At 51.5% G+C, this 18,040-nt stretch carries 14 protein-coding genes; 10 read left to right on the forward strand and 4 right to left on the reverse strand.

The window, feature by feature from the left end; translation table 11 throughout:
- Window position 1: 1 nt before the first annotated feature.
- Genes Q8M75_RS01940 through fabI form a run of 3 tightly spaced genes read right to left on the reverse strand, consistent with a single transcriptional unit; the run spans window position 2 to window position 3,019 of the window.
- Entirely contained in the window at window positions 2-877 is an 876-nt protein-coding gene (locus Q8M75_RS01940; RefSeq protein ID WP_305485638.1) for a MaoC family dehydratase N-terminal domain-containing protein, read from the reverse strand.
- Window positions 878-917: 40 nt separating this feature from the next.
- Window positions 918-2,237, reverse strand: a complete 1,320-nt coding sequence (gene chrA / locus Q8M75_RS01945; RefSeq protein ID WP_305485641.1) for a chromate efflux transporter — start codon at window positions 2,235-2,237, stop codon at window positions 918-920.
- A complete protein-coding gene (fabI, locus tag Q8M75_RS01950; protein WP_305485643.1) occupies window positions 2,234-3,019 on the reverse strand; it encodes an enoyl-ACP reductase FabI in 786 nt (261 codons plus the stop codon). The genes chrA and fabI overlap by 4 nt, the downstream gene beginning before the upstream one ends.
- A gap of 103 nt (window positions 3,020-3,122) precedes the next feature.
- On the opposite strand from fabI, the gene Q8M75_RS01955 reads away from it, so the two are divergent.
- The 5 genes from Q8M75_RS01955 (at window position 3,123) to Q8M75_RS01975 (ending at window position 9,549) form a co-directional block, all read left to right on the forward strand.
- Complete coding sequence (locus Q8M75_RS01955) at window positions 3,123-4,964, forward strand: extracellular solute-binding protein (RefSeq protein ID WP_305485645.1); 1,842 nt, start codon at window positions 3,123-3,125, stop codon at window positions 4,962-4,964.
- Window positions 4,965-4,972: 8 nt separating this feature from the next.
- Window positions 4,973-6,037 carry a microcin C ABC transporter permease YejB gene (locus tag Q8M75_RS01960; protein WP_305485933.1) on the forward strand — a complete coding sequence of 355 codons (1,065 nt, stop codon included), beginning with the start codon at window positions 4,973-4,975 and terminating at the stop codon, window positions 6,035-6,037.
- Window positions 6,034-7,056: an ABC transporter permease gene (locus Q8M75_RS01965; protein WP_305485648.1), complete on the forward strand. Its 1,023-nt coding sequence runs from the start codon at window positions 6,034-6,036 to the stop codon at window positions 7,054-7,056. The genes Q8M75_RS01960 and Q8M75_RS01965 overlap by 4 nt, the downstream gene beginning before the upstream one ends.
- Window positions 7,056-8,765: an ABC transporter ATP-binding protein gene (locus Q8M75_RS01970; protein WP_305485650.1), complete on the forward strand. Its 1,710-nt coding sequence runs from the start codon at window positions 7,056-7,058 to the stop codon at window positions 8,763-8,765. The genes Q8M75_RS01965 and Q8M75_RS01970 overlap by 1 nt, the downstream gene beginning before the upstream one ends.
- Before the next feature lie 142 nt (window positions 8,766-8,907).
- Entirely contained in the window at window positions 8,908-9,549 is a 642-nt protein-coding gene (locus tag Q8M75_RS01975) for a C40 family peptidase (RefSeq protein WP_371131733.1), read from the forward strand.
- Here the strand turns inward: Q8M75_RS01975 and Q8M75_RS01980 are convergent.
- Window positions 9,546-10,445, reverse strand: a complete 900-nt coding sequence (locus tag Q8M75_RS01980; protein ID WP_305485653.1) for a patatin-like phospholipase family protein — start codon at window positions 10,443-10,445, stop codon at window positions 9,546-9,548. The genes Q8M75_RS01975 and Q8M75_RS01980 overlap by 4 nt on opposite strands.
- Window positions 10,446-10,676: 231 nt before the next feature.
- On the opposite strand from Q8M75_RS01980, the gene scpB reads away from it, so the two are divergent.
- The 5 genes from scpB to infB all read left to right on the forward strand — a co-directional run bounded on the left by scpB (window position 10,677) and on the right by infB (window position 18,035).
- On the forward strand, window positions 10,677-11,372 hold the full coding sequence (gene scpB, locus Q8M75_RS01985) for an SMC-Scp complex subunit ScpB (RefSeq protein WP_305485655.1): 696 nt from the start codon (window positions 10,677-10,679) through the stop codon (window positions 11,370-11,372).
- Window positions 11,372-13,117, forward strand: coding sequence for a 23S rRNA pseudouridine(2605) synthase RluB (gene rluB, locus Q8M75_RS01990; RefSeq protein WP_305485658.1), 1,746 nt, complete (start codon window positions 11,372-11,374; stop codon window positions 13,115-13,117). Before scpB ends, rluB begins: the two co-directional genes overlap by 1 nt.
- Before the next feature lie 175 nt (window positions 13,118-13,292).
- Window positions 13,293-13,784 (forward strand): ribosome maturation factor RimP, encoded by a 492-nt coding sequence (gene rimP, locus Q8M75_RS01995; RefSeq protein WP_108470024.1) that lies wholly within the window; start codon window positions 13,293-13,295, stop codon window positions 13,782-13,784.
- On the forward strand, window positions 13,781-15,259 hold the full coding sequence (nusA, locus tag Q8M75_RS02000) for a transcription termination factor NusA (protein WP_305485662.1): 1,479 nt from the start codon (window positions 13,781-13,783) through the stop codon (window positions 15,257-15,259). Before rimP ends, nusA begins: the two co-directional genes overlap by 4 nt.
- Before the next feature lie 10 nt (window positions 15,260-15,269).
- On the forward strand, window positions 15,270-18,035 hold the full coding sequence (gene infB / locus Q8M75_RS02005; protein WP_305485664.1) for a translation initiation factor IF-2: 2,766 nt from the start codon (window positions 15,270-15,272) through the stop codon (window positions 18,033-18,035).
- The last annotated feature ends 5 nt before the right edge of the window (window positions 18,036-18,040 follow it).

Raw genomic sequence — 18,040 nt, forward strand, 5'->3', positions numbered from 1 at the left:
CTTAATTAAGCACCGCGGTTGCTTGCATGGTTAACCATCCTTCGTGATCCTGTGCCCAGACACGAATGGTCTTGCCGCTGGGGTCAAGTGCCAAGTCTGGCGTTGCTGAAACTGAGAAGGGATTGATATCAAAGGTCGGCCGGACGGCGCGAAACTCAAAGCGTTTCAAGGTAGACCCTGGAATGGATTGTCGTACCAAGTCAACCAAGAGCGTGGCAATCAACGGGCCGTGGACGATAAGGCCTGGATAGCCTTCCACTTCGGTGACGTAGCGCCGATCGTAATGAATGCGATGGCCATTAAAGGTGAGGGCAGAGTAACGGAATAACAAGACGTCATCGGGATTGATGGTCTTGGTCCAAGTGGCATCCGTTGGTGCTGGAGTGGGTGCAACCGGTTTGTCGTCAGGCGCAGGCGCATCGCGATACACAATGTCATGCTCTTCCGTGAGCGCAATGCCTGCGGCGTTGCTAATTTCATGGCGTACCAAGACGAAGATGAGATCACCGGTGCGCCCTGATTTATGGGTAACGGATTGGATTGTGGAGGTACGTTCAATTGCATCGCCAACGACTAGCGGCTTAATCCACTCAAGCCGGCCACCGGCCCACATGCGGCGAGGGAGTGGTACGGGTGGTAAAAAACCGCCGCGCTTGGGGTGACCGTCAGGGCCGATTTCGGATTGGCGGGCATGGGGTAAAAAATAAAGCCAGTGCCAGAGCTCGGGCAAGAAAGTCCCCATCGTTGGCATTGGGTCGGGTCTATCCAATGTGGCTGAAAGCGCCCTGACTGGCGCAGCAGTGACGGTATCCAGGATAGATTCGGATTTACCAATCCACTCCTGCAGGTGTTTGATGGTTTGATCTTCGATTCGCATCACCCTATTATGCAATGAGCGATTCGGATGGGACGCGCTTTTACCCCAGCCAGCCCAAGAAAAGCCCAGTCAATGCGGCGCCAGCTAGGACAGTCATAATGCCGAGCTGAAAGCGAATTAGAGCAACTATTGCTGCTGCGCAAATTAATACGGACGGTATGGATACCGAACCAGCAAAGCCAGCAGGAAAGAACACGTGGTACGCAAAAAATAGGCCCAAGTTCACGATCACGCCAACCACGGCAGCGGTAATCGCGGTGAGGGGTGCCGTAAAGCCTAGTTTGCCGTGGGTTGACTCTATCAAGGGCCCGCCAATGAGGATGAACAAGAAGGACGGTAAAAAAGTAAACCAGGTGGCAATACACGCCGCTACAGCACCGCTCCAAAAAGCCAAATCGGATCCGAGCGTTTCTTGAACATGGCCCGCAATGTAAGCAACAAAGGCAAGCACCATGATGAGCGGTCCTGGCGTGGCCTCTCCTAACGCAAGACCATCGATCATTTGACTGGCGCTGACCCACTGATAATGTTTGACTGCGCCCTGATAGACATACGGAAGCACGGCGTATGCGCCACCAAAGGTGAGTAAGGCGGCTTTGGTGAAAAACCAAGCAAGCTGAGGGTAGAGTGTCTTCCAACCAAAAAAGAGAATGAGAAGCGTGATCGGCAGAGTCCATAAGAGCGCACCCACAATACCTTTTCGGACTGAACTTCGAACGCTAAAAATAGCGTGCTCCGGCGTTGGTGTTGCATCGTCAATGATGGCGCTACTTTTCCCATGTTCGCTAACGGCATCAACAGCGTGCGCCTTCGGGCTAAAAATGGCAGGATATTTTTTCCCGCCCCAAATACCAATGAGGGCGGCGCAGATCACAATGATTGGGAACGGCACATTAAAAATAAAGATCGCGATAAAGGAGAGTGCAGTAATGAGCCACAGGGCACGGTGTGTAATGGCGCGTTTGCCGATTTTGAGCGCAGCGCATAAAACGATTGCCGTCACTGCCGGCTTGATGCCAAAAAAGAGTGCAGCGATCCAGGGGGTCTGACCAAAAGTCAGGTAGACCCAGCCCAACCCAATTAGGATCAGCAGGGAGGGTAGTACGAAAAGGACCCCAGCCAAAATGCCACCAATACTGCGGTGCATTAACCAGCCGATGTAGGTCACCAATTGCTGTGCCTCTGGACCAGGCAGCAACATGCAATAGTTCAGCGCATGTAAAAAGCGCCGCTCGGAAATCCAACGGCGCTTTTCAACTAGCTCGGTATGTAATACCGCAATTTGACCCGCGGGCCCACCAAAGCTAATGAAGCCTAGCTTAGCCCAAAACCACAGGGCCTCGGTGAGCGGAACCTTCAAGCCTCGTCCATGCCGCCAACGACTTGGCTAAAGCCGTTGTCTACGTAAATAATTTCAGCGGTAATGCCATTGGCAAGATCTGACATTAAGAAGGATGCTGCATTGCCGACATCATCAATCGAGACGTTACGGCGCAGCGGCGCAGTGGCCTCAACCGCGCTCAAAATTTTGCCAAAGCCTTTAATGCCGGAAGCGGCCAAGGTTTTAATCGGCCCTGCTGAAATGCCATTGACCCGAATGCCTTTGGGGCCAAGCGATCCTGCCAGATAGCGGACTGATGCTTCGAGGGAAGCCTTAGCCAAGCCCATGGTGTTGTAGTTGGGAACATTGCGCATTGATCCCAAGTAGGTCAAGGTCAGCAGTGCTCCATTGGCTTTGAGCATAGGCAAGGCCGCTTTGGCCATTGCTGGAAAGCTATAGGCAGAGATGTCATGGGCAATCTTGAAGCCTTCGCGACTGAGTCCGTCTAAAAAGTCGCCGGCAATCGCTTCGCGCGGAGCAAAGCCAATGGCGTGCACAAAGCCATCAAACTGGGGCCAGGTTTTGGCTAAATCACTAAATAGAGCGGCAATCTGCTCGTCGCTGCCGACATCGCAGTCAAAAATCAGCTTGGAATTGAATTCATTTGCAAATTCGACAGTGCGCTCTTTGAAGCGATCGCCGACATAGGTAAAGGCCAATTCAGCTCCTTCACGATGGCAGGCCTTGGCAATGCCATAGGCAATAGAGCGGTTAGAAAGGAGGCCGGTGATTAAAATCCGTTTGCCCGATAAAAAGCCCATGATGAGATCCTTTGCTTCAAATGTGATTTGCTATCTACAATTGTTGCATATGGTTCACTTGCCCCCCTTACTCACGCCTTTTGCCCGGACTTATGCTGGTCGAATGGCGATCCTACTGTTATTGGGGGCGATTGGCTTCGGGGATAAGGCTGACGCAGCGCAAGGCATAGCCCAATACGGCAAGCCCAAGTATGCCGATGGCTTTGCCCATTTTGATTACGTTAATCCCAATGCGCCCCGGGGCGGCACTTTAACCCTGCCCAATCCGGATCGCCGCACTAGTTTTGATAAGTTCAATCCATTTACCTTGCGTGGCGTGACGGCTCCTGGCGTTTCGCAGTTGATGTTTGAGTCCTTGGCGGTGGGTAGCGCCGATGAAGTATCCAGCGCTTATGGCTTGATCGCAGAAGATATTGCAGTTGCGGCTGACAAGATGTCGGTGACGTTTCGGATTCGGCCAGAGGCCCGTTTTTCTGACGATAGCCCGATCTTGGCGCTAGACGTCAAGCACAGCTTTGATACCTTGATGAGTAAATTGGCTAACCCGCAATTTCGGACGGTGTATGCCGATGTGAAGCAAGCGGTTGTAGTGTCGGAGCGTGTGATTCGCTTTGACTTTAAAGAGCCCAATAGCGAGTTACCAGTAATGGTTGGCGGCTTACCCATCTTTTCGCGTAGCTGGGGTAAAAAACCGGATGGCACGATAACCCCATTTGATAAGTTGGCCTTTGAGCATCCCATCGGTAGCGGCCCCTACGTGATTGAGTCTTATCGCGCCGGCAAGACCATGGTGTTCAAGCGTAATCCTAATTACTGGGGTGATCGCGATGGCAAAACCGTCAATGTCCGGGTTGGCTTTTTTAACTTCGACCGCATTCATTACAAACTCTATGCTGACGATGCAGTGCGCTTAGAAGCATTTAAAGCGGGTGAATTTGATGCCTTGGTGGAGTACCGCGCTAAGAATTGGGCGAAGAGTTATGTAGGACCTAAATTCAATAACGGCAGCTTATTGAAAAAGGCCTTTATTAATCACAATGGCGCCGGCATGCAAGGCTTTGCTGTCAATATTCGCAGACCTTTGTTTCAGGATCAGCGCGTGCGTCAGGCGCTGGGTTATGCGCTGGATTTTCAGTGGCTCAATCGTCAATTGTTTTACGATCAATACGGCCGCATTAGTAGTTACTTCATGAATAGCGACCTCAGCGCTAATTTTGATGGGCCAGCCAAACCCGAAGGGGATGAGTTAAAGCTTTTGCAAAAACTCAAAGCGCAGTTCCCGCAAGCGGTGCCGGACGCAGTATTTTTGCCAATGCCACCACCCCCGACTACAGTGGAGCCGAGTAGCCTGCGCCAAAATTTACTCAAAGCCCGCGACTTATTGGCGCAAGCCGGATGGACTTATCGCGATGGCGCCTTGCGTAATGCTAAGGGTGAGCCATTTCGCTTTGAGATGGTTGAGGATGGCCCCTTCTTTTTGCGGGTGATTTCATCGTATGTGCGCAATTTAGAAAAATTAGGCATCAAGGTAGATGTGCGTACCAGTGACTTTGCGCTGCATCAAAAGCGCATGAATGAATACGATTTTGATATGACCACGATTCGCTTCCCGGATTCGCAAAGTCCAGGCAATGAGCTCTACGATCGCTTTGGCAGTAAGGCCGCCGAAGAAAAGGGATCAGATAATGTGATCGGCGTTCGCTCCCCGGCCGTCGATGCTTTGATTGATGCGATTGTTCGTGCAGAGACGCGCGCGCAACTGCAAACGGCTACGCGCGCACTCGATCGGGTATTGTGGAATAGTTACTATGTGATTCCGCAGTGGTACAACCCAACGCATCGCGTGGCTTTTAAGAAAGAAATGCGTTACCCCGAGCCGCCCCTGTATTACACCGCTGAATCATGGATCCTATTGAACTGGTGGAAGGCGGATAAATCCCAATGAACGGTCAGCTGCTCTCCTACATTGTTAAACGCATTTTGCTGATGATTCCAACCTTGCTTGGCGTCCTGACCTTGACGTTTGCCGTAGTGCAGTTTGTTCCAGGTGGCCCGGTAGAGCAGTTAATGCTGGAGCTCAAAGGCAAGGGCGATGCTGCGGTGAGCGGCGCCGAGTCTTCTGGCGGCGGCAGCACCTACCGCGGTCGTCAGGGGATCGATACCGAACGCTTGGCTGAAGTGAAAGCTTTGTACGGTTTTGATAAGCCCCCATTGGAGCGCTACTTTGCAATGCTCAAACGCTTTGCGCAATTTGATTTGGGGCAAAGCTATTACCAGCATCAAAGCGTCTGGCAGCTAATCGTATCGAAGCTACCGGTCTCGATCAGCATTGGTCTGTGGACCTTTTTTATTAGTTACCTCATATCCATTCCTTTGGGCATTGCCAAAGCAGTGCGGGAAGGTAGTCGTTTTGATGCGGTCACTAGCACCATGGTCTTGGTCGGTTATGCCATTCCGGGATTTGTACTGGGTGTTTTGCTTTTAGTTATTTTTGGTGGCGGTAGTTTTCTGCAAATCTTTCCATTGCGGGGGCTGACATCCGATAACTGGAATGATCTAACCATGATGGGCAAGGTCCTGGATTATCTCTGGCATTTAGTTTTGCCAATTACAGCATCGGTACTCGGCAGTTTTGCTGTGATCACGATGCTAACTAAAAACTCTTTTTTAGAAGAGATTCGCAAGCAGTATGTACTGACGGCGCGAGCCAAAGGCTTAAGTGAAAAACAGGTGCTCTGGAAGCACGTTTTCCGCAACGCCCTATTGCCTTTAGTGACCGGCTTTCCAGCCGCTTTTGTGGGCGCATTTTTTACGGGATCTCTACTGATCGAAACCTTATTCACGCTCGATGGTTTGGGCTTACTAGCCTATGAGTCCGTCATGCGCCGGGACTACCCGGTGGTCTTTGGCACCCTGTACCTCTTTACCTTGATTGGCCTCTTTACCAAACTCATCTCGGATGTTTGTTATGTCTTGGTAGATCCGCGGATACAGTTTGGCGCCGGGGGCAGCTCATGAATCGATGGCAGCGCTTCAAAGCCAATCGCTTGGGTTATGCCAGCCTTTGGATCTTCCTGATTCTATTTGGCCTGAGTGCGTGTGCAGAGCTCATTGCTAATGACAAGCCACTCGTCGTGCGCTACCAGGGGCAATTTTATTTTCCGATTTTGCAAAGTCAGCCAGAAACTGCTTTTGGTGGTGACTTTGCTACGCCAACGGATTTTTTGGATCCGGATATTCGCCGCAATATTACTAGTAAGGGTAACTGGGCAATCTATCCGCCGATTCCCTATAGTTTTGAGACTCTGAACTATTTTGCGAAGTCACCCAATCCAGCCGCGCCTTCCGTGGATAACTGGCTCGGCACCGATGACCGTGGTCGCGATGTGTTGGCGCGCTTAATTTACGGCTTTCGTTTATCCATCCTGTTTGGCCTGGCGTTGACCTTCGTGGGCGTGACTGTGGGGATTATTACCGGCGCGCTGATGGGATTTTTTGGCGGAAAGTTCGATTTGATTACCCAGCGCGCTATTGAGATTTGGTCGGCGATGCCGGAGTTGTATTTGCTGATTATTTTTGCATCGATTTTTACCCCGAGCATTTGGCTCTTGGTGATTTTGTTGGCCGCATTTAGTTGGATGGGTTTATCCGATTATGTGCGCGCGGAGTTTTTCCGTAACCGCGCCTTGGAATATGTGCGTGCAGCGCGCGCCTTGGGCTTAACCAATATGCAAATCATGCGGCGCCATATTCTGCCCAACAGCCTAACGCCCGTAATTACCTTTTTGCCATTTCGTATGAGTGCGGCAATTCTATCCCTCACTAGCCTCGACTTTCTTGGTCTGGGTGTGCCTCCGGGTACGCCAAGTTTGGGTGAGCTCTTGGCTCAAGGAAAAGGCAATCTCGATGCATGGTGGATCTCCTTGTCTACCTTTGTCGTATTGGTTTCCACTTTGCTATTGCTCACCTTTATGGGTGAAGCCCTGCGCGATGCATTTGATTCCCGTAAGAGTGGCGCAGTATTGGGGGCGCGCTGATGAGTGATCAATTGATGGTGGCAGCCCCTTTACTGCGTTACGACAATCTCTCGATTTCCTTTGGGTCCGGGCGACGTGAAAAGTTTGCAGTCAAAAATCTGAACTTGGAGATTGGCGTTGGCGAGCGCGTGGCGCTTGTCGGTGAATCGGGTTCTGGAAAAACACTATCTGCTTTAGCTCCGCTGCGCCTCTTGCCGGAGGGCGCCAAAGTAGAAGGAAAGTTAATTTGGACTCCCGTGAGTGCAAAGCAAACTCAATTAACACCGTCATTCACGCCGGAGTCGACTGATCTGCTCACACTTTCAGAGCCCGCCATCCGGGAAATTCGGGGGCGCGATATTGCTATGATTTTTCAGGAGCCGATGACGGCGTTAAATCCGCTCTTTACGATTGGCAATCAAATTGTTGAAGCAGTCTTGGTGCATGAGCCCCTCACATCAAAAGCGGAGTGCATTGAAAAGGCGATTGCACTTTTACGTAAGACCGGCATTCCTGAGCCAGAGCGCCGTTTTTATTCCTATCCACACCAACTCTCCGGTGGACAGCGTCAGCGCGCTATGATTGCCATGGCCTTGGCCTGCAAACCGCGCCTACTCATTGCCGATGAGCCTACGACCGCCTTAGATGTTAGTTTGCGCATGCAAATCTTGGAACTCCTGATTGAGCTGCAAGCCGAGGCGAAGAGCGATCAGGGCATGAGTATCCTGCTGATTACCCATGACCTGAATTTAGTCCGCCATTTTGCAGAGCGTGTCGCGGTGTTAAATCAAGGCAAGTTAATGGAGTGTGGTCCGACTCAGCAGGTTTTCGAGCATCCCGAAAACAGTTATACCGAAGCCTTGGTTAATAGCGAGCCAGTACGCGAGTTACTGCCCGTGATGCCATTAGCTCCGGTGTTACTGAGCACCGACAATCTCCATGTTTCCTATCCCGGATCAAAATCAGGGAACCCTCTGCAACTCTTATCCTTCTTTAAAAAACCACCGCGCCATACCGTACTGAAAAAAGTGCAGTTTGAATTACGCCAAGGCCAGACGATTGGGGTGATTGGGGAATCCGGATCAGGCAAGACAACCTTGGGCATGGCAATTTTGGGCTTGCTGGGTGATTCTGCTGCCGAGGTTGGCGGCGCGGTGAATGTATTGGGCAATGATTGGCAAGTGCTGGACTCTGCGGCGAGGCGTAGTCTGCGTTCGAGCTTGCAGGTGATTTTTCAGGATCCATTTGGATCGCTATCGCCGCGCATGACCGTCCTGCAAATTGTGTCTGAAGGACTGGATGTTCATTTTCCGAATCTATCCGCGAGTGAGCGTGAGGGTCGGGTGCTCGATATGCTCAAAGAAGTAGGTTTAGACCGATCGGCTTTGCAACGTTACCCCCATGAGTTTTCGGGAGGACAGCGTCAACGGATTGCGATCGCGCGCGCCTTAGTATTGCGTCCTCAAATTTTGGTGCTAGATGAGCCCACCTCGGCTTTGGATGTGTCGATTCAGAAGCAAGTGCTCGCGCTACTGACCGAGCTGCAGAAAAAGTACAACCTGGCCTACCTCATGATCAGTCATGATCTGGCCGTGATTCGGGCGATGTCACACCAAATCATGGTGTTAAAAGAGGGCAAGGTAGTCGAGTTTGGCGAGACCGAGGCCTTGATCGCGCATCCCAAGCAGGCCTATACCAAGCAGCTATTTACTGCTGCAGAAATGACCTAGTGCACCATGGCAGTGCAATACTGCTTAAAAAATAGGCAATTTACTCTCACTTAAAGCCTAAATATCCAATATAAACAATGACTTAAGATAATTAAGTTGGTTTGGAGGATTGTAAAAAGTTTGATACACTCCGGCTATGCCAATGTCTTTAAGCCATTCCCCTTCTGCACGCCAACTTGCGCGCTCGTTCGCGCTAGTGTGTTCGCTTGTGGTCTGCACAGCTGCTGGAGCGAATGAGCAGGCCAAAGAAGCGCCGACCGAATCGTTTACCCAGGCAGGTAAGGCGTATTTCATTCGTGCTGCAGATAGGCTTGTAGATTCAGTATCCGGTCGCTCTGAGAATTTAATTAATCAGGCTATGGAATTGATTGGTGTGCGGTATCGCTGGAATATGGATATTCCGCAATCGGGCCTGGATGGCAGCGGTTTCGTTGCCTACGTTTTCAAAGACAAACTGAGCTTTTTGATTCCGCGCAAATCGTCCCAGATGAGCAAAGTAGGGAAGTCCATCACCCGCGATGATTTGCAGCCTGGCGATTTAGTGTTCTTCAATACCATGCGCATGACCTTCTCGCATGTGGGAATTTATGTTGGTGAGAATAAATTCATTCACTCCCCCTCCAAAGGCGCCAGCATTCGGGTGGATGACATGACGAGTGTGTATTGGGATAAGCGTTTTGATGGCGCCCGTCGCCTCGACGGCAGCGATGAGTTTTCCGAGCAGGAACGGAAAAACCTCATGAATGAGATGAAGAAATTTAAAAAACAAACCCAGATGTTTTAGGCGCTGATTAGCGCTTTTATCTGAGCCATTTTTTCTTGAGTGGCAATCTCCCCAGCCAGTATTGCAGCACTTCTCGCCTTAAAGTCAGCACCGCCCATTTGATGGAGTTTTGGCTGAATCACGATGTCAGCACTTTGCAGCTCGTAGCTATTAATGCTTTGCTGCATGATGCTAATGGTTTGCTGAAGCACCCCTAGCGTACCGCTCGCATTTTGCTGGCCGGGCTCATTTGAAATCGAAACAGCAATCACGACCGTAGCACCCATTTGCTTCGCGTATTGCACTGGCACTGGTGCGACAAGACCTCCATCGACATACTCGCGACCCTGAATCGTAGTGGGCTGAAATACACCCGGAATACTGCAGGAGGCGCGCACTGCTATACCGGTATTGCCACTACGAAAGAGCACCCCTTTGCCGGATTGCAAATCGGTGGCAACCACACCCAAAGGAATACGCATCTGTTCAATCGGCCGGTTTTTCACCTCCCGATTGATCATGGCCTGCAGTGCATCTCCCTTAATGAGACCACCAAACCGACCGGCAAACGGGAGTCCCCAGTCGGCAATCGCTGCCTCGTCTAGGCTGAGTGCGATGCGATTGAGCTCATTCCCACTTAGCCCTGATGCATAGAGGGAGGCGATCACGCTGCCCGCACTGCTACCCACCACCAGATTGGGTGAAATGCCTTGTGCTTCCAGGGCTTTAATCACGCCGATGTGAGCAAAGCCCCGTGCGGCGCCCGCACCCAGAACCAAGCCAACAACCGGTTTTTTAGGGCTAACGGTCGTGCAGGCGCTTAATCCAAGGGCGCTAACCCCGGCTAAGGTCGATGCAAGGCCTAAAAAATGACGCCGTTTTGGCTCGGGGGCAGGGGGCAGGGCAAATAATTCCATTTGGCTATTGTAGGCAGCCTCCCCTATAATGGCGCAACTAGTGAGCGAATTGTGAGAATTGCCTTGTAGGTTGCTCCCATACCGTATCCGCTCAGACAGTAGCGTCCAAACTTAAATCCTGACCCACGAAGTCGCCTTGGACGATTGCCTGAAGCAGCTAGAGAACACCCCAACCCATGACGGATAGCCCTTTTTATGCCACTCAGGCTTTGACCTGTTAGGCCGAATTTTATGGATGATCACAAAAAACGCGTTATTGAAACCGCCCTCTTGTGCGCGCAAGAGCCCATTACAGCAATGGATCTCACACGCCTATTTACTGATGAGCTCAGTCCGGCTGTTATTGAAGAAGTGTTGACGGCAATTCAGGAAGACTGGCAAGACAAGGGCATGGAGCTGGTGCATATCGCTACCGGCTGGCGCTTTCAGAGTCGCCTCTCGATGCGCGAGTATTTGGATCGACTTACCCCAGAAAAGCCACCGCGCTATTCTCGTGCAGTGATGGAAACCTTAGCCATCATTGCCTATCGTCAGCCCGTCACCCGTGGCGAGATTGAAGAGATCCGCGGTGTTGCTGTCAGTAGCAACGTGATGAAGCAACTCGAGGACCGCGGTTGGGTTGAAGTTATTGGCCATAAGGAAACGATTGGTCGCCCTGGCCTCTATGCGACTACGAAACAATTTCTCGATGATTTAAGCCTACCTAATTTACAAAGCCTACCTTTATTGGAGGATGCTGCGCCGACCTTTGAATCCTTGGGTCAAGGCGTGATTGAGTTTGATCAAACGGCCACAGTCGAGACCGTCATCACTATGGAAGAGGGCAGTACTTCTGATGATCAGCAAGAGGTCGAGTCGGGACCCGGTCTCGAAATCGACGCTCAGTCCGATGATGAGCCCAAGTTAGATAACACACCAAACCATTAATGACATCTTCCAACGAATCCAATTCCGCAGCACCCAATTTGAATACCACGCCTGTTAGCAGCGACAGCAACTCAGGCGCTGCTACTTCAGAAAATAAGAGCGAAGCGCCCAGTGGTGCGCCAAATGCTGAGCAGGGCGAACAGGGTGAACGTCGCCCGCGTCGTTTTGGTAAGCACCCGTTTAAGAACCGTAAACCCCGCGGTGATAGGCCACCACGCCCAGAGGGTGGTGAGCGTAAGCCTCATACGCCGGGCGAACAAAAAGTAAAACCCACATTCGATCCCGCTCAAAGCGATGCCTTATTTGCTTCGGTTGTGTCCGGTGAATTTGATGCAGCCCTCGATGCGCCGGAAGCCGAAACTGGTAACCCGGATTTAGCAAATTCCTCCGATGAAATTGCAGTCTCCCATCAGGCCGGCGTAGAGCGCAGCGCTAATCGCCAGCACGATCACGATGAACTCGATGGGCCCACCGACGATGAGATGGGAAGCTTGCAGTTTACGAACGTGGATGAGTTGCCGCTTAGTTTGCGGGACGAGGTATGGTCTGATTTAGATGGTCTTGATGATGACGCGGACGATGAAGATACCGTCAAGCTACACAAGGTATTGGCTGATGTTGGCATGGGCTCGCGCCGCGAGATGGAAGATTTAATTGTGCAGGGCAGGGTATCGGTTAATGGTATGCCCGCCCACATTGGTCAGCGGGTGGGCCCTACCGACCAAGTGCGCATTAATGGTAAGGCAGTGCACCGCAAAATTCAGACCAAGCCACCGCGCGTTATTTTGTATCACAAGCCCTCCGGTGAAATCGTCAGCCAAGCCGATCCCGAAGGCCGTCCAACCGTGTTTGATCGATTGCCCAAGCCGCGGCAAGGCCGCTGGATTGCAGTGGGTCGACTCGACTTTAATACTGAAGGTTTGTTGTTGTTTACAACCTCGGGCGAACTAGCCAATCGATTGATGCATCCCCGTTACGGCGTTGAGCGTGAATATGCTGTACGTATTTTGGGTGAGCTCAGTGATGAGCAGCAGTCGCAATTAAAGACAGGCATTCAGTTGGATGATGGCCAAGCGCGCTTTCTGCGCCTTGCCTCTGGGGGCGGTGACGGTGCAAACCGCTGGTATCACGTGGCCTTAACCGAAGGGCGTAATCGTGAAGTGCGCCGGATGTTCGAGGCCAGTGGTCATACGGTTTCGAGGTTAATTCGCACGCGCTATGGAATCTTTTTGTTGCCCCCGCGTTTGCGCCGCGGCAAATGGGAAGAAATTCCAAACGAAGGTGTTGCCCAGCTGATGAAAGCGGCCGGTCTCAAAGTGCCCCAAGCCAGTGATAAGAGTCGCTCCAATCCATCGGGTCGTGGCGACTCCAATGCGGCTAGAGGAGATGATTTCCAACCAGATCCAATGCAAACCTCGGTCTCTTATTGGGGCTCGCGTGAAGCATTAACCATGGCCAATCAGCACCATGGCCTGACACACCAAGGTAAAAATGCAAAACCCGGCGGCGGCGGTCAAGGCCAGGCAGGTAGAGGTCGGGGCCAAGGCCAAGGACAGGGTGGCCGGGCAGGCGGTCAAGGCCAAGGACAGGGCGGAAGAGGCAAAAAAGTCCATCATGGCCACGCATTTAACCCCCAATCCCCTCAGGGACCCGGGGCTGGCGGACCGAAGCGGGGCGCTCCCAAAGGACGCAAACCCTTCCATAAAGGACCTAAAAAGCCGCGAAATCCAAGCGAAAGCTTCTGATTTCACTCAGGTTTTGGTGTAATCGGCTATAATCTTGATCGTACTTGCAATACGGTAGTTTGCAGTGCTGTTTTACCGGCTGATGTTGCGATCAACGTAAGCTGGCCTGTTCTGTAGTTCGGAATATGGGCTTTGAAGCCCATTTTTTTTTGCCATTTTTGCAGCAAGGGGCGTTGTGCGAGAGCAGCAGATTATTTCTGCCGAGTTGGGAAATCTGGGTTACGCGCTAGTCGATATTGAGCGCGAAGCCGGAGGTTTGCTACGTGTAACGATCGAGAACCAAGACTACGAGCGTTTAATTACGGTCGAGGATTGCGAAAAAGTAAGTCACCAGTTGAGTTACTCCTTGCCGGTGGAAAACATTCCGTATGAACGACTGGAGATTTCGTCCCCAGGACTGGATCGTCCTGTGAAAAGTGCAGCTGATTTTGTGCGATTTGCGGGTTTTGAGGTTGACCTAAAACTGCGTGTTGCAGTGTCTGGTCGTAAGAATTTTCGTGGGGTATTGGAGGGGCTCATCGCAGGAAGCGTTGACTCACCCGATGCCAAGTTTGGTTTGTTGTTTGAGGCGAGCGATGGTGCAGAGTCTCAGTTGGAGTTTTCCCTTGCCGAGGTCGACAAGACTCGGTTGGTCCCTGTCATTGATTTCAAAGGAAGAAAATCATGAGTCGTGAAGTTCTCATGTTGGCCGACGCCCTTGCGCGTGAAAAAAACGTTGATCGTGAAATTGTTTTCGAGGCACTCGAGCTTGCGCTCGCTTCGGCTACAAAGAAACGCTATGAAGAGGATGTGGATATTCGTGTCGGCATCGATCGCGAGTCTGGCGAGTACGAAAGCTTTCGCCGCTGGCTAGTGGTCCCTAACGAAGCTGGATTGCAAGAGGCCGATAAAGAAATCCTGTTGTTTGAGGCTCAAGAGCAATTTCCAGACATGGAAGTCGGCGAGTACATTGAAGAGCAGATTGAATCTTTGGCATTTGGCCGCATTGGTGCACAAGCTGCTAAGCAAGTCATTCTGCAGCGCATTCGGGATGCCGAGCGCGAGCAAATTTTGAACGACTACCTTGAGCGTGGCGAGTTAGTCATGACCGGCACGGTCAAACGTGCTGACAAAAATGGTCTCATCATTGAATCCGGTCGTGTAGAAGCCCTATTGCGCCGTGATCAGATGATTCCAAAAGAGAATTTACGTTCCGGCGATCGCGTACGCGCCTACATTTTGAAAGTGGACCGTGAAGTACGCGGTCCCCAAATCGAACTGTCACGTACCTGCCCTGAATTCCTCATCAAGCTATTTGAGAATGAAGTCCCTGAAATTGAGCAAGGCTTGCTCGAGCTCAAAGGTGCTGCCCGCGATCCTGGTGTACGCGCCAAGATTGCAGTGGTTACCTATGACAAGCGTATCGACCCCATCGGCACTTGTGTCGGCGTTCGTGGAACCCGTGTTACAGCAGTTCGCAATGAAGTTGCTGGCGAAGCAGTGGATATCGTTTTGTGGTCTGAAGATCCAGCGCAATTTGTGATTGGCGCCCTCGCTCCAGCGCAAGTCTCATCGATCGTGGTGGATGAAGAGCGCCATGCCATGGATGTGGTAGTAGACGAAGAGAATTTGGCCATCGCCATTGGTCGTAGTGGTCAAAACGTACGCTTGGCCAGTGAACTAACTGGTTGGCAGATCAACATCATGACTCCAGAAGAGTCCGCTGATAAGACAGAGAAAGAAGTGGCTGTCGTGCGTCAAGTCTTCATGGATAAGCTCGACGTTGATCAAGAGGTGGCCGATATTTTGATTGAAGAAGGCTTTAATACCCTCGAAGAAGTGGCGTATGTTCCATTAAGCGAAATGCTCGAGATCGATGCCTTTGATGAAGATACCGTGAACGAGCTGCGGACCCGTGCCCGTGATTCTTTGCTAACGATGGAGTTAGCAAAAGAAGAGCGTGTTGGTGAGGTGTCCCAAGATTTACGTTCCCTTGAGGGAATGACGACGGAGTTGATTGCAAAGCTTGCTGACAATCAAGTTCATACCCGTGACGACCTTGCTGAACTGGCTGTTGATGAGCTAGTTGAGGCGACACAAATTGACGAAGAAACAGCGAAAACGCTCATCATGAAAGCGCGCGAACATTGGTTTACTTCATGAGAGGAAGTGCATGGCAACGACCACAATAAAAGAACTTGCTCAGGAGCTTAAACGCACCTCAGCCGACCTCTTAGATCAATTGAAAGCAGCCGGAATCAATAAAGATTCTGAGGATGCCAAGATTACCGAGAAGGATAAAACCGCACTGCTCGAGCATTTGCAAAAAGAGCATGGCAGTGCTGATACGGGCGCGCGCAAAAAGATCACCTTAACCAAGCGTGAGACTTCTGAGATCCGCCAGGCTGATTCCACTGGAAAAACACGTACCGTACAAATTGAGGTGCGTAAAAAACGGGTACTCGTTAAACGGGGCGATGAAGCAGCGAAAGCGGAAGAGGCGCCAGTAGAAGAAAAGCCAGTAAAAGAGGCTGTAAGTAAACCCCTCTTGTCTGAGGAAGAGTTGGAAAAGCGGGCTGCAGAAGCAACCCGTCAAGCGGAGTTATTGGCGCGTCAAGAAGCAGAAATGAAGGCGGCTGAAGAGGCCCGTCAAAAGGCTGCGGCAGTACCAGTAGAGAGCAAGCCTTCAGCTGCCGAAGCGAAAGCAGCCCAGTCGGCCGAAGCGCTTGAGACCAAAAAGAAGAAAGACCTTGCAGCAAAAGAATTGACCGATGCCAGCGAAAAGCAGTTGGCAGATATTCGTTCGCGCCGTGCTGCGGCAGAAGCGGAGGCCTTGGCGATTCGGGACATGATGAGTGCGCCTGCGCGTGTTCTCAAGGCCCCAAGCGAAGTGGCTGCTGAAGAAGCGAAAAAAGGTACTTTACACAAGCCATTAAAAGCGGAAGGTGCTGATGATAAGAAAAAAGCACCTGCTAAGGTTGGCGGAAAACTGATTAAGTCATCTGAAACTTCCTCCACCTGGCAAGAAGAAGGTGCTAAGCGCGCTGGCGGATTAAAAACCCGTGGCGATAGCTCTGGCGGTGTTGGTGGTGGCTGGCGGGCAGGTGGTGGACGCAATAAGCGTCAGCGCCAAAGCTCGGATAGCAATGCAGATACGAACTTCCAAGTGCCAACTGAGCCAGTGGTTCGCGATGTGCATGTGCCTGAAACTATTACGGTTGCGGATTTAGCCCACAGCATGTCGGTGAAGAGCGCTGAAGTCATTAAGTTGCTGATGGGGATGGGCCAGATGGTCACCATCAACCAAGTGCTTGATCAAGATACTGCCATGATTTTGGTGGAAGAAATGGGTCATAAGGCATTTGCAGCCAAATTGGATGATCCTGATTTAGATCTTGGTATTACAGGACAAGACGCTGAGCTTCTGGGCCGCCCACCGGTAGTCACCGTGATGGGGCACGTTGACCATGGAAAAACATCGCTCCTGGATAAGATTCGCCTGGCCAAAGTAGCATCTGGTGAGGCTGGCGGAATTACACAGCACATTGGTGCTTACCACGTAGAAACGCCGCGTGGGGTGATTACCTTCTTGGATACGCCAGGTCACGAGGCATTTACTGCCATGCGTGCACGTGGTGCGAAGGCAACCGACATCGTTATTCTGGTGGTCGCTGCTGACGATGGCGTGATGCCGCAAACCAAAGAAGCGATTGCCCATGCTAGAGCTGCTGGAGTGCCGATTGTGGTGGCGATTAACAAGATCGATAAACCAGAAGCCAATCCAGATCGCGTTAAGCAAGAGTTGGTCGCTGAGCAGGTTGTGCCAGAAGAGTACGGCGGCGATATTCCATTCATTCCAGTTTCTGCAAAAAGCGGTGAAGGCATTGATTCCCTTCTGGAAAATGTCTTGCTGCAGGCTGAAGTCCTTGAATTAAAGGCTCCGAAAGATGCGCCGGCCCATGGCCTAGTGATTGAGGCCCGCTTGGATAAGGGTAAGGGTCCGGTTGCAACCGTATTGGTTCAGTCTGGAACGCTCAAGCGCGGCGACATGATTTTGGCGGGCTCCTCCTTTGGACGTGTCCGTGCCATGCTCGATGAAAACGGTAAGCCATGTAGCGAAGCGGGTCCTTCCATTCCGGTGGAGATTCAGGGTCTGTCGGAAGTGCCGGCTGCAGGTGAAGCGGTTCAAGTGGTGCCAGATGAGCGCAAGGCGCGTGAGATTGCACTTTTCCGTCAAGGCAAGTTCCGCGATGTGAAGTTGGCAAAACAGCAAGCTGTGAAACTCGAAACCATGATGGAAAACATGGGCGAAGGTGCAATTGAAGCCAAGCTCCTGCCAATCATTATTAAAGCGGATGTACAAGGCTCGCAAGAGGCCTTGTCGCAATCTTTGCAAAAGCTATCTACCCCAGAAGTCAAGGTGCAGATTGTCCACGCTGGCGTGGGCGGCATTACCGAGACCGACGTCAACTTGGCCGTTGCCTCTAAAGCCGTCATCATTGGTTTCAATTCGCGTGCTGATGCGTTAGCTCGGAAGTTGGCTGAAAATAATGGCGTTGATATTCGTTATCACAACATTATTTATGACGCCGTTGATGAGGTGAAGTTGGCTCTGAGCGGCATGTTGACTCCAGATAAGAAAGAAGAGATCACGGGTCTAGTTGAGATCCGCCAAGTCTTCTTGGTGTCTAAAGTGGGCGCGATTGCAGGTTGCTTGGTCGTTGACGGCTTGGTTAAGCGTACTTCAAGCGTACGCTTGCTGCGTGACAACGTCGTTATCTGGACGGGCGAGCTCGACTCACTCAAGCGCTTTAAAGATGATGCCAAAGAAGTACGTGCCGGTGTTGAGTGTGGTCTGTCATTGAAGGGCTATAACGACATCAAAGAAGGTGATCAGCTCGAGGTGTTTGAAGTGACTGAAGTGGCGCGTTCACTCTAATTCGG

It is taken from the genome of Polynucleobacter sp. (genome assembly GCF_030693775.1).
In the GTDB taxonomy this organism is placed as follows: Bacteria; Pseudomonadota; Gammaproteobacteria; order Burkholderiales; family Burkholderiaceae; genus Polynucleobacter.